The following is a 12,167-nucleotide window of genomic DNA, read 5'->3' on the forward strand; positions in this document are numbered from 1 at the left end:
GCGCTTCGCCCTTGCAGCGCAAGACGTTCCAGCTACTTTTCCGATAGCAGCAGACCGCCCGGCAGGGCTGGCACACCGCTTGCAAGCAACCAGCGCATAGACCTCCAGGGGTCTTCAGGCAGGCGGCACCCAACGGCGGGTGCCACCCACCGACCGGACAAAGGCGTCCCCATCCCGCAAGGGCTCGTTTTCGAGCAGCCCCTGCGCGGTGCGGACGCCTTTTCGTTTTTGTCTTTGCTGTTTTTGTTTGCCTTCAACCGGAGCCCCGCCACATGACCGACCTGCTCAAAACCCGTCTCAGCCGACGCCGCGTCCTGCAAGCCGCCGCCATCGGCGCCGTGGGCATCGACCCCGCCCTGCGCGCGGCCGTCTGGGCCCAGGGCTCCGACAAGCCCGAGAAGGAAGAAGTCAAGATCGGCTTCATACCGCTGACCGACTGCGCCAGCGTGGTCATGGCCTCGGTGCTGGGCATCGACAAGAAGTACGGCGTGAAGATCGTGCCCAGCAAGGAAGCCAGCTGGGCCGGCGTGCGCGACAAGCTCTCCAACGGCGACATCGACATGGCGCACGTGCTCTACGGCCTGGTCTACGGCATGCACCTGGGCCTGAGCGGCCCGAGGAAGGACATGGCCGTGCTCATGACCCTCAACAACAACGGCCAGGCCATCACGCTGTCGAAGAAGCTCTCCGACAAGGGCGCGGTCGACGCCGCCTCGCTGGCCAAGCTCATCGCCAGCGAGAAGCGTGAATACACCTTCGCGCAGACCTTCCCCACCGGCACGCACGCCATGTGGCTCTACTACTGGCTCGCATCGGCCGGCATCGATCCGTTCAAGGACGTGAAGAACATCACCGTGCCGCCGCCGCAGATGGTGGCCAACATGCGCGTGGGCAACATGGACGGCTACTGCGTGGGCGAGCCCTGGGGCCAGCGCGCCATCATGGACGGCATCGGCATCACGGCCATCACCACGCAGGACATCTGGAAGGACCACCCCGAGAAGGTGCTCGGCTGCACCGCCGAGTTCACGAAGAAGTACCCCAACACCGCGCGCGCCGTGACGGCCGCCATCCTCGAAGCCAGCAAGTGGATCGACGCCGGCCTGCAGAACAAGAACAAGATGGCCGAGACCATCGCCGACAAGAGCTACGTCAACACCAGCGTGGACGCCATCAACCAGCGCATCCTGGGCCGCTACACCAACGGCCTGGGCAAGAGCTGGGACGACCCCAACCACATGAAGTTCTACAACGCCGGCGCCGTGAACTTCCCGTACCTGTCGGACGGCATGTGGTTCCTCACGCAGCACAAGCGCTGGGGCCTGCTGAAGGAACACCCCGACTACCTGAAGGTGGCCACCGAGATCAACCGCATCGACATCTACAAGCAGGCCGCCGCCGCCACGCAGACGCCGGTGCCCAAGGACCTGATGCGCACCAGCAAGCTGTTCGACGGCTCTGTCTGGGACGGCAAGGACCCGAAAAAGTACGCCGAGTCGTTCAAGCTTCATGCCTGAGGAGAACACCATGGTCAGCGCAGTCTTTCACTCGCCGCTCGAAGCGACCACCGCACAGGTGACGCAGGTGGCCCCTTCCGTCGCGGCCAGGCCGGCAGCGCCAAAGCCGACACCCGCCCCGGCGCCCGAGCCCCGGGTGCGCGCGCCCATCGACCTGCGCGCATTCTGGATGCGCGTGCTGCCGCCGCTGGCGGGCTTCGGCCTGCTGCTGCTGATCTGGGAAGTGGTGGCCATGAAAAGCACCACCGGCTTTCCCACGCCCGCGGCCACCTGGCAGCAGGCCGTGACGGTGTTCAGCGATCCGTTCTACAGCAAGGGGCCGAACGACCAGGGCGTGGGCTGGAACGTGCTTTCGTCGCTGCAGCGCGTGGCGCTGGGCTTCGGGCTGGCGGCGCTGGTCGGCATTCCGGCGGGCTTTGCCATCGGGCGCTTCGAGTTCCTCTCGCGCATGTTCAACCCGCTGATCAGCCTGCTGCGCCCCGTGTCGCCGCTGGCCTGGCTGCCCATCGGCCTGCTGGTGTTCAAGGGCGCCAACCCGGCCGCGATCTGGACCATCTTCATCTGCTCGATCTGGCCGATGGTCATCAACACCGCCGTGGGCGTGCAGCGCGTGCCCAGCGACTACATGAACGTGGCCAAGGTGCTGAACCTCAGCGAGTGGAAGATCCTCACCAAGATCCTGTTCCCCGCCGTGCTGCCCTACATGCTGACCGGCGTGCGGCTGGCCGTGGGCATCGCGTGGCTGGTGATCGTGGCCGCCGAGATGCTCACGGGCGGCGTCGGCATCGGCTTCTGGGTGTGGGACGAGTGGAACAACCTCAACGTCGCCAACATCATCATCGCGATCTTCGTGATCGGCATCGTAGGCCTGGTGCTGGAGTTCGCGCTCATCAAGCTCGCAACGGCATTCACGTTCGAAGAGGTGAAGTCATGAGCCGCACGGCCGCTCCGAAGGCGAATACCGCAGCGCTGCTGCGCGGAGGTTTCCAATGATCGACGACAGCAAGTACATCGCGATCCACGGCGTCGAGCAGGCGTTCAAGACGCCCAAGGGCCGCTTCGTCGCGCTGCGCGACGTGAACCTGAACGTGGCCAAGGGCGAGTTCATCACGCTCATCGGGCACTCGGGCTGCGGCAAGTCGACGCTGCTGAACCTGATCGCCGGGCTCACCACGCCCACTCAGGGTGCGCTGCTGTGCGCCAACAAGGAAATCAAGGGGCCCGGCCCCGAGCGCGCGGTGGTGTTCCAGAACCACTCGCTGCTGCCCTGGCTCACCTGCTTCGAGAACGTGTACCTGGCGGTCGAGCGGGTGTTCGCGGGCACCGAGAACAAGGCGCAGCTGCGTGCGCGCACCGACGCCGCGCTGGCGCTGGTCGGCCTCACGCCCGCCGCGCAGAAGCGGCCCGGCGAGATCTCCGGCGGCATGAAGCAGCGCGTGGGCATTGCGCGCGCGCTGTCGATGGAGCCCAAGGTGCTGCTGATGGACGAGCCTTTCGGCGCGCTCGACGCCCTCACCCGCGCCAAGCTGCAGGACGAACTGCTCGCCATCGTGCAGAAGACGCACAGCACCGTCGTCATGGTGACGCACGACGTGGACGAGGCCGTGCTGCTGAGCGACCGCATCGTGATGCTGACCAACGGCCCGGCCGCCACCATCGGCGACGTGCTTTCGGTGGGCATTCCGCGCCCGCGCAACCGGGTCGAGCTGGCGGAAGACCCGGCCTATGTGCACGCCCGCAAGGCGGTGATCGACTTCCTCTACACGCGCCAGGCGCACGTGGAGAAGGCCGCGGCCTGATTTTTTGGCGGCCGCGCTGCGAAGCGCGCAGGCGGCCGGTTGTTTCGTTGTTCGACAAGCCCGTGGCGCGGTCCTGGTGCGCCGCGCGCCTCCCCACGCCCGATTCCAGGAAAGGACGGCTCCCATGGACAAGAAAATGAAACTCGTGATGGTCGGCAACGGCATGGCCGGCGTGCGCACGCTCGAAGAGCTGCTGAAGATCGCGCCCGAGCTGTACGACATCACCGTCTTCGGCGCGGAGCCGCATCCCAACTACAACCGCATCCTGCTGTCGCCGGTGCTCGCGGGCGAGCAGACGGTCGACGAGATCGTGCTCAACAGCTGGGAGTGGTACACGGACAACCACATCACGCTGCACGCCGGCAAGAAGGTGGTGGAGGTCGACCGCGTCAAGCGCATCGTGCGCGCGGTGGATTCGCAAGGCGGTGTCACCGAGGCCGCCTACGACCGCCTGCTGATGTGCACCGGCTCCAACCCCTTCATGCTGCCTGTGCCCGGCAAGGACCTGAAGGGCGTGATCGCCTACCGCGACATCGCCGACACCGACTACATGATCGAGACCGCGCGCACGCACAAGAACGCGGTGGTCATCGGCGGCGGCCTGCTGGGCCTGGAGGCGGCCAACGGCCTGATGCTGCGCGGCATGAACGTGACAGTGGTGCACGTGATGCCCTGGCTGATGGAGCGCCAGCTCGACGACGTGGCCGGCAAGCTGCTGCAGAAGTCGCTGGAAGACCGCGGCCTGAAGTTCCTGATGGGCGCGCAGACGCAGGACCTGGTGGGCGGTGAGGACGGCCGCGTGAAGGCCATCCGCTTCAAGGACGGCACCGAGGCGGCGGCCGACCTGGTGGTGATGGCCGTGGGCATCCGCCCGAACGTGGAGCTGGCCGAGAAGATGCGCCTGCACTGCAACCGGGGCATTGTCGTCACCGACACCATGCAGACCGTGACCGACGCGCGCATCTACTCGGTGGGCGAGTGCGCCGCGCACCGCGGCATTGCCTATGGCCTGGTCGCGCCGCTGTTCGAGCAGGCCAAGGTGGCGGCCAACCACCTGGCGCAGTTCGGCATCGGCCGCTACCTGGGGTCGCTCACCTCCACCAAGCTGAAGGTGACGGGCATCGACCTGTTCTCGGCCGGCGAGTTCATGGGCGGCGAAGGCACCGAGGAAATCGTCATGAGCGACCCCTTCGGCGGCGTCTACAAGAAGCTGGTGATCAAGGACGACAAGCTCGTGGGCGCCTGCCTCTACGGCGACACGGTGGACGGCAGCTGGTACTTCAAGCTGCTGCGCGACGGCCGCAGCGTGCACGACATCCGCGACAAGCTGATGTTCGGCGAATCGAACATCGGCGACACCGGCCACGAAGGCCACAACAAGGCCGCGAGCATGCCCGACGACGCCGAGGTCTGCGGCTGCAACGGCGTGAACAAGGGCACCATCTGCAAGGCCATCAAGGAAAAGGGCCTGTTCACGCTCGACGAGGTGAAGAAGCACACCAAGGCCAGCGCCAGCTGCGGCTCGTGCACCGGGCTGGTGGAGCAGATCCTGATGTTCACCGCGGGCGGCGACTACTCCGCCACGCCCAAGAAGAAGGCCGTGTGCGGCTGCACCGACGCGAGCCACCAGGACGTGCGCGACGCGATCCGCAAGGAGCACTACCTGACGCACGACGAGGTGTACCGCAACCTCGGCTGGCGCACGCCCAACGGCTGCGCCACCTGCCGACCGGCCGTCAACTACTACCTGATCAGCACCTGGCCGAAAGAGGCGAAGGACGATCCGCAGAGCCGCTTCATCAACGAGCGCAGCCACGCCAACATCCAGAAGGACGGCACCTATTCCGTCATTCCGCGCATGTGGGGCGGCCACACCACGCCCGACGAGTTGCGCCGCATCGCCGACGCGGCCGACAAGTACAAGATCCCGACCGTCAAGGTCACGGGCGGCCAGCGCATCGACCTGCTGGGCGTGAAGAAGGAAGACCTGGAAGGCGTGTGGAAGGACATCGGCATGCCCAGCGGCTTTGCCTATGCCAAGTCGCTGCGCACGGTGAAGACCTGCGTGGGCAGCGAGTGGTGCCGCTTCGGCACGCAAGACTCCACGCAGATGGGCAAGGACCTGGAACGCGCGCTGTGGGCCATGTATTCGCCGCACAAGGTCAAGCTGGCGGTGTCGGGCTGCCCGCGCAACTGCGCGGAGGCCGGCATCAAGGACGTGGGCGTGATCGGCGTCGACTCGGGCTGGGAACTCTACGTGGGCGGCAACGGCGGCATCAAGACCGAGGTGGCGCAGTTCCTCGTGAAGGTGAAGACGGCCGAGGAAGTGATGGAGTACTCGGGCGCCTTCCTGCAGCTCTACCGCGAAGAAGGCTGGTACCTGGAGCGCACGGTGCACTACATCGGCCGCGTGGGGCTGGACTACGTGAAGAAGAAGATCCTCGAAGACGCCGAGGGCCGCAAGGCGCTGTGGGAACGCCTGCAGTTCGCGCTCGACGGCGAACCCGATCCGTGGTTCGAATCGGCACAGGCGTCGGTCGACGTGCGGCAGTTCACGCCGCTGACGGCGTCGAGCGACACCCGCCAGACAGTCTGAAGGAAGGACCCCATGAACGATTGGAAAGCCATCTGCCGCATCGACGACATCCCCGTGCTCGGCGCGCGCCGCGTGACGCGGCCCGCCGGCGTGGATGTTGCCGTGTTCCGCAATGCCGAGAACGAGGTTTTCGCGCTGCTCGACCGCTGCCCGCACAAGGGCGGGCCGCTGAGCCAGGGCATCGTGTTCGGCACCAGCGTGGCCTGCCCGCTGCACAACTGGGCCATCGGGCTGGACGACGGCTGCGCCAAGTCGCCCGACGAGGGCTGCACGCCGAAGTTCGCCGTGAAGGTGGAAGACGGGGTGGTGCACCTGGACGCGGGCGAACTGGCGACGCACGCCATCGACCTGGAACGCCCGGTCGCCGGGCCGAAGCCGTTCGCGGTGCTGTCGGTCCTTCCGCTGGAATAGCCATGACGCTGGAGACCCGCTCCACCTGCCCCTATTGCGGCGTCGGTTGCGGCGTCATCATCGAATCGCAAGGCAGCGAGATCACCGGCGTGCGCGGCGACCCCGAGCACCCGGCGAACTTCGGCCGGCTGTGCACGAAGGGCTCGACGCTGCACCTCACGGCCAGCGCCGCGGTCACGCGGCAGACGCGGCTGCTGCAGCCCATGCAGCGCCTTGTGCGCGCCGAGGCGCCCACCGCTGTGACCTGGGACACCGCGCTCGCCAACGCCGCCGGCAAGTTCGCGCAGGTGATCAGCGACCATGGCCCGGACTCGGTCGGCTTCTATGTGTCGGGCCAGTTGCTCACCGAGGACTACTACGTCTTCAACAAGCTGGCCAAGGGCCTGGTCGGCACCAACAACATCGACACCAACTCCCGCCTGTGCATGAGCAGCGCCGTGGCCGGCTACAAGCAGACGCTGGGTGCCGACGCGCCGCCGGCCTGCTACGACGACCTGAAGCACGCAGCCTGCCTGTTCATCGTGGGCAGCAACACGGCGTGGGCGCACCCCATTCTTTTCCGCCGCATCGAGGACGCGAAGGCCGCGAACCCGGCGCTGAAGATCGTGGTGGCCGACCCCCGCCGCACCGACACGGTCGAGATCGCCGACCTGTTCCTGCCCATCCAGCCCGGCACCGACGTGATGCTGTTCAACGGCATGCTGCACCTGATGCTGTGGGAGGGCTGGATCGACGCGAAGTACATCGCGGCCCACACCAGCGGCTTCGACGCTTTGAAGGCGACGGTGCGCGAGTGCACGCCGGACAAGGTGGCACAGGTGTGCGGCATCCCGAAGGAAGACCTGCTCGAAGCGGCGCGGCTCTTCGCCACCTCGCCTGCCACGCTGAGCCTGTACTGCCAGGGCCTGAACCAGTCGTCGAGCGGCACGGCGAAGAACGCCGCGCTCATCAACCTGCACCTGGCCACCGCGCAGATCGGCCGCGCCGGCGCGGGCCCGTTCTCGCTGACCGGCCAGCCCAACGCGATGGGCGGGCGCGAAGTCGGCGGCCTCGCCAACCTGCTGAGCGCGCACCGCGACCTGGCGAACCCGGATCACCGCGCCGAAGTGGCCGCGCTGTGGGGCGTGCCCTCGGTGCCCGGGAAGCCGGGCAAGACAGCGGTCGAGATGTTCCAGGCCGCGGCCGACGGCGAGATCCGCGCGCTGTGGATCGCCTGCACCAATCCGGCGCAGTCGATGCCCGACCAGGCCACGGTGCGCCGCGCGCTGGAACGCGCCGAGTTCGTCGTGGTGCAGGAAGCCTTTGCCACCACCGCCACCTGCGCCTTCGCCGACCTGCTGCTGCCCGCCACCACCTGGGGCGAGAAGGAAGGCACCGTGACCAACAGCGAGCGCCGCATCTCGCGCGTGCGCCCGGCCGTGCCGGCGCCCGGCGAGGCGCGCAACGACTGGTCGATTGCCGTGGCCTTCGCGCACCGGCTCGAAAGGCAGCTGGGCCGCACCTTCACGCTGTTCCCGTACGAGACGGCCGAATCCGTCTGGAACGAGCATCGCGAATCCACGCGCGGGCGCGATCTCGACATCACCGGCCTGAGCTACGCGATGCTGGACACGGCCGGCCCGCAGCAATGGCCGCTGAAGGAAGGCGAAAGCACCGGCCGCGCGCGCCTCTACGAAGACGGTGTGTTCCCCACGCCGGACGGCCGCGCCCGCTTCGTCGACACGGTCTACAAGCCGGTGGCCGAGGCCCGCGAGGCCCGCTACCCCTTCTCGCTGAACACCGGCCGGCTGCGCGACCAGTGGCACGGCATGAGCCGCACCGGCACCGTCGGGCGCTTGTTCGGCCATGTGTCGGAGCCGGTGGTGCAGATGAACGCGCAGGACATGGCGCGCCGCCAGATCCGCGAAGGCGACCTGGTGCACCTGACCTCCAAACGCGGCTCGATCATGCTGCCCGCGCGCGCCAGCGCCGAGGTGGGGCTGAGCCAGGTCTTCGTCGCCATGCATTGGGGCGAGGAATACCTGAGCGGCTGCTCCTCGAACGGCACGCGGCTGGCGGGCATCAACGCGCTCACCACGCCGGCCTATTGCCCGACCTCGAAGCAGCCCGAGCTGAAGCACACGCCGGTGAAGATCCTCAAGGCTGAGCTTCCGTGGTCGCTGCTGGCCATGGCCTGGCTGCCCGATGGCGAAGCGCTTGCCGCGCACCGCGCGCTGCAGCCGATGATGGCGCTGTTTCCTTTTGCGACCTGCGTGCCGTTTGCCGGCAACACGCAGGGCGCCGAACGCAGCGGCCTGCTCTTTCGCGCCGCCGCGCATGACGCGCCCGACGACGCGCTGGTCGAGAAGATCGAGGCCCTGCTCGGACTGCAAACCGCCGACACCCTGCGCTACGCCGACCGCCGCCGCGGCCAGCGCCGCTCGGCCCGGCTGGTGCGCCGCGCCGATGGCGGCGCCGGGCTCGAAGCCTTCCTGCTGGGCGGCGACACCAGCGCCGAAGCCTGGATTGCCACGCTGCTGCGCGAGGAACTGCCGGCCCAGAGCTACGGCCGCCTGCTGCTGTCGCCGGGCTCGAAAGCGCCGGTGGCGGTGCAATCGCGCGGCAAGACGGTGTGCACCTGCTTCAACGTGGCGGACATGGCCATACAGACCGAACTGGGCCGCTGCACCGGCACCGCCGACGAGCGGCTGGCGAAGCTGCAGGGCGCGCTGAAGTGCGGCACCAACTGCGGCTCGTGCATTCCGGAGCTCAAGCGCATGGTGCGGGCCACGCCGGCCGAGGCGGAGGCGGTTGCGCCATGACCCCGTGTCTCGCTGGCATAAGCCGAATGACATTCCGGCATAAGCATTGCAGGACAATCCGCCTACCCATGGGAATCAGCCAATACATCAAGGAAATCGGCCGCGGCGCGCGAGGCGCCAAGCCGCTCACGCGCGAACAGGCCACCGACCTGTTCGGCCAGGTGCTGGACGGCACCGTCACCGACCTGGAAATCGGCGGCTTCTGCCTGGCCATGCGCATCAAGGGCGAAACGCCCGAGGAGATGGCTGGTTTTCTCGATGCCACCCATGCGCGGCTGAACCGCATTCCGGCCGGCGACCGGGCGCTGGTCGTGCTGCCCAGCTACAACGGCGCGCGCAAGCTGCCGGTGCTCACGCCGCTGCTGGCGCTGCTGCTGGCGCGCGAAGGCCTGCCGGTGCTGGTGCACGGCAGCGCCAGCGAGAGCTCGCGCGTGCTGGCGTCCAACGTGCTCTCGGCGCTTGGCGTCGCTCCACTGGAAGCCGTCCGCCCCATCGCCAACGGCGAAGCGGCCTTTGCCCCCACCGAACTGCTGAACCCCGCGCTCAAGCGCCTGCTCGACGTGCGCCGCGTGGTCGGCCTGCGCAACCCGGGCCACAGCGTGGTCAAGCTGATGCAGCCCGCCGCCGGCGCCTGCGTGGTGGTGGCCAGCTACACGCATCCCGAATACGCCCGCACCATGGGCGAGACCTTCGAGCTCACGGGCATGACCGCCCTGCTCTCACGCGGCCTCGAAGGCGAAGTGGTCTCCGACCCGCGCCGCACGGCGCAGATCGACGGCTTCGTGCGCGGCGTGCGCACCGAACTGCAGGCGCAGCAGGCGGGCACCGCCGCCGACGTGCCGGGCCTGCCGAAGGAAATCGACGTCGCCACCACCGCCGACTACACGCGCCGCGTGCTGGCCGGCGAGCTTCCCGTGCCCGAAGCCATCGCGGCGCAGGTCAGGCACATCACGCAACTGGCATCCCACGCATGAACAACGACAACCCCACCTCCCTCATCGCCGGCCGCTGCACGCTGGTGGGCGCCGGCCCGGGCGACCCCGAGCTGCTGACCGTCAAGGCCGTGAAGGCGATCCAGGCCGCGACGGTGCTGCTGGTCGACGACCTGGTGAACGACGAGATCGTGCAGGCCTACGCCCGGCCCGACGCGCGCATCGTGCACGTGGGCAAGCGCGGCGGCTGCAAGAGCACGCCGCAGGCCTTCATCGAGCGGCTGATGATCACCGCCGTGCGCGAAGGCGAGACGGTGGTGCGCCTGAAGGGCGGCGACCCGTTCATCTTCGGACGCGGCGGCGAAGAGGTGGAGCACCTGCGCGAAGCCGGCATCGAATGCGCCGTGGTCAACGGCATCACCGCCGGCCTCGCGGCCGTGACCGCGCTGGGCGTGCCGCTCACGCACCGCGACCATGCACAGGGCGTGGTGTTCGTCACCGGCCATGCCAAGACCGGCGCGGGCGCGGCCGAAGACCCGACCGACTGGCGCGCGCTGGCCGCGACGGCGTACAACGCGCGGCTCACGCTCGTCATCTACATGGGCGTGGCGGGTGCGGGCCACATCGAGCGCGAACTGCTGCAGGGCCTGCCGGGCGACACGCCGGCGGCCGTCATCCAGCATGCGAGCCTGCCGCACCAGCGGCACATCGCGACCACGCTGGACAAGCTGCAGCGCGGCATCGCCGAAGCGGGGCTCGCCAGCCCGGCGGTGATCGTGGTGGGCGACGTGCTGCGCGGGCTCGCCGCAGCCGCCTTGCCGGTGCGCGCGGACAAGTTCGGTACCTGATCGGCGCCTGATCGGCACCTGACCGGGGCGAGGACGGTTCGCGCGGCGCGGGCGCCGCGCACCACAACGTGGCATGGATCGTGCTGTGCCACCGGCAATGAATGCAGCCGTCACGCCCGAACCCGCCGCCGTCGAAATCGTCGCGCTCACCAAGCGCTACGCCCCCGGCACGCCGGCCGCCGTAGACCAGATCGACCTGCGCATCGCCAGCGGCAGCTACTGCTGCCTGCTCGGCCCGTCGGGCTGCGGCAAGAGCACCACGCTGCGCATGATCGCGGGCCACGAGTCGGTCACCAGCGGCGACATCCTGCTGGACAACCGCAACATCACCGACCTGCCCGCCGCGGCGCGCGGCACGGCGATGATGTTCCAGAGCTTCGCCCTCTTCCCGCACCTCTCGGCCACCGACAACGTGGCCTTCAGCCTCAAGATGAAAGGCGTCGGCAAGGCCGAGCGCCACAAGCGCGCCAACGACCTGCTCGAACGCGTCGCGATGGGCCACCTGGCCGACCGCAAGCCCGGCGAGCTTTCCGGCGGCCAGCAGCAGCGCGTGGCGCTGGCGCGCGCGCTCATCACCGAGCCGCGCGTGCTGCTGCTCGACGAGCCGCTGTCGGCGCTCGACCCCTTCCTGCGCATACAGATGCGCGCCGAGCTGCGGCGCTGGCAGAAGGAACTGGGCCTGACCTTCGTGCACGTGACGCACTCGCAGGAAGAAGCGATGGCGCTGGCCGACACCATGGTGGTCATGAACCACGGGGTGATCGAACAGGTCGGCTCGCCGCACGCGGTCTACAACCACCCGGCGAGCGAATTCGTGGCGCGCTTCATGGGCGGCCACAACGTGTTCGACACGCCGGCCGGCCCGATCGCGGTGCGCAACGACCGCATGCGGATCGCCGCGGTTTCCGACGAAGCGAGCGCGGCACCCGATGCACTGCGGGCCACCGTCACCGACGTGGAATACCAGGGCACCTACGTGCTGCTCGGCCTGTCGCTCGGCAGCGCCGCGCCGGGTCGCCAGAACGTTTCGGTGCTGCTGGGCGAAGCCGCTTTCCTCGCCCGGCCCTACGCGCAGGGCGAGGCTGTGCACCTGTCATGGGCCGCGGCCGACGCGCGCGTGCTCGGCCCCGGCGCCAAGCCGCCGGGCGAGCGGGCATCGGCGCCCGCCGGCAGTGCATCGCGCGACGACACGGCCGCGCTTGCCATGACCCTCTGAGCCCACCTTTTTTTCTTCCCTTTCCTTTCCACTGTTTCTTCCACGGA

Annotated in this window: 9 protein-coding genes; all 9 read left to right on the plus strand. The window is 68.4% G+C overall.

The genetic code is table 11. The features are described 5' to 3' along the window. The first annotated feature begins 272 nt into the window (after positions 1 to 272). The 9 genes from QRN67_RS15080 (at position 273) to QRN67_RS15120 (ending at position 12,120) form a co-directional block, all read left to right on the plus strand. Positions 273 to 1,517, plus strand: a complete 1,245-nt coding sequence (locus QRN67_RS15080) for a CmpA/NrtA family ABC transporter substrate-binding protein (protein ID WP_285412401.1) — start codon at positions 273 to 275, stop codon at positions 1,515 to 1,517. A gap of 10 nt (positions 1,518 to 1,527) precedes the next feature. Continuing rightward, positions 1,528 to 2,451 carry a nitrate ABC transporter permease gene (ntrB, locus tag QRN67_RS15085; RefSeq protein ID WP_285412402.1) on the plus strand — a complete coding sequence of 308 codons (924 nt, stop codon included), beginning with the start codon at positions 1,528 to 1,530 and terminating at the stop codon, positions 2,449 to 2,451. A gap of 55 nt (positions 2,452 to 2,506) precedes the next feature. Then, positions 2,507 to 3,316: an ABC transporter ATP-binding protein gene (locus QRN67_RS15090; RefSeq protein WP_285412404.1), complete on the plus strand. Its 810-nt coding sequence runs from the start codon at positions 2,507 to 2,509 to the stop codon at positions 3,314 to 3,316. 124 nt (positions 3,317 to 3,440) lie between these two features. Further along, positions 3,441 to 5,912, plus strand: a complete 2,472-nt coding sequence (nirB, locus tag QRN67_RS15095; RefSeq protein WP_285412405.1) for a nitrite reductase large subunit NirB — start codon at positions 3,441 to 3,443, stop codon at positions 5,910 to 5,912. A 12-nt stretch (positions 5,913 to 5,924) separates the two neighbouring features. Further along, positions 5,925 to 6,323, plus strand: a complete 399-nt coding sequence (gene nirD, locus QRN67_RS15100; protein ID WP_285412406.1) for a nitrite reductase small subunit NirD — start codon at positions 5,925 to 5,927, stop codon at positions 6,321 to 6,323. A 2-nt stretch (positions 6,324 to 6,325) separates the two neighbouring features. Beyond that, entirely contained in the window at positions 6,326 to 9,124 is a 2,799-nt protein-coding gene (locus tag QRN67_RS15105) for a nitrate reductase (protein WP_285412407.1), read from the plus strand. A 68-nt stretch (positions 9,125 to 9,192) separates the two neighbouring features. Next, the gene (ybiB, locus tag QRN67_RS15110) at positions 9,193 to 10,098 is read left to right on the plus strand and encodes a DNA-binding protein YbiB (protein ID WP_285412408.1); all 906 of its coding nucleotides are present in this window, start codon (positions 9,193 to 9,195) and stop codon (positions 10,096 to 10,098) included. Next, positions 10,095 to 10,904 carry a uroporphyrinogen-III C-methyltransferase gene (gene cobA, locus QRN67_RS15115; protein ID WP_285412409.1) on the plus strand — a complete coding sequence of 270 codons (810 nt, stop codon included), beginning with the start codon at positions 10,095 to 10,097 and terminating at the stop codon, positions 10,902 to 10,904. Before ybiB ends, cobA begins: the two co-directional genes overlap by 4 nt. 97 nt (positions 10,905 to 11,001) lie before the next feature. Further along, complete coding sequence (locus tag QRN67_RS15120) at positions 11,002 to 12,120, plus strand: ABC transporter ATP-binding protein (RefSeq protein ID WP_285412410.1); 1,119 nt, start codon at positions 11,002 to 11,004, stop codon at positions 12,118 to 12,120. The last annotated feature ends 47 nt before the right edge of the window (positions 12,121 to 12,167 follow it).

This window comes from Variovorax sp. efr-133-TYG-130 (assembly GCF_030208835.1).
Taxonomy (GTDB): Bacteria; Pseudomonadota; Gammaproteobacteria; order Burkholderiales; family Burkholderiaceae_C; genus Variovorax.

Coding starts and splice junctions, on each gene's coding strand:
- QRN67_RS15080 (WP_285412401.1), top strand. CDS start 273: ATGACCGACCTGCTCAAAACCCGTCTCAGCCGACGCCGCGTCCTGCAA.
- ntrB (WP_285412402.1), top strand. CDS start 1,528: ATGGTCAGCGCAGTCTTTCACTCGCCGCTCGAAGCGACCACCGCACAG.
- QRN67_RS15090 (WP_285412404.1), top strand. CDS start 2,507: ATGATCGACGACAGCAAGTACATCGCGATCCACGGCGTCGAGCAGGCG.
- nirB (WP_285412405.1), top strand. CDS start 3,441: ATGGACAAGAAAATGAAACTCGTGATGGTCGGCAACGGCATGGCCGGC.
- nirD (WP_285412406.1), top strand. CDS start 5,925: ATGAACGATTGGAAAGCCATCTGCCGCATCGACGACATCCCCGTGCTC.
- QRN67_RS15105 (WP_285412407.1), top strand. CDS start 6,326: ATGACGCTGGAGACCCGCTCCACCTGCCCCTATTGCGGCGTCGGTTGC.
- ybiB (WP_285412408.1), top strand. CDS start 9,193: ATGGGAATCAGCCAATACATCAAGGAAATCGGCCGCGGCGCGCGAGGC.
- cobA (WP_285412409.1), top strand. CDS start 10,095: ATGAACAACGACAACCCCACCTCCCTCATCGCCGGCCGCTGCACGCTG.
- QRN67_RS15120 (WP_285412410.1), top strand. CDS start 11,002: ATGAATGCAGCCGTCACGCCCGAACCCGCCGCCGTCGAAATCGTCGCG.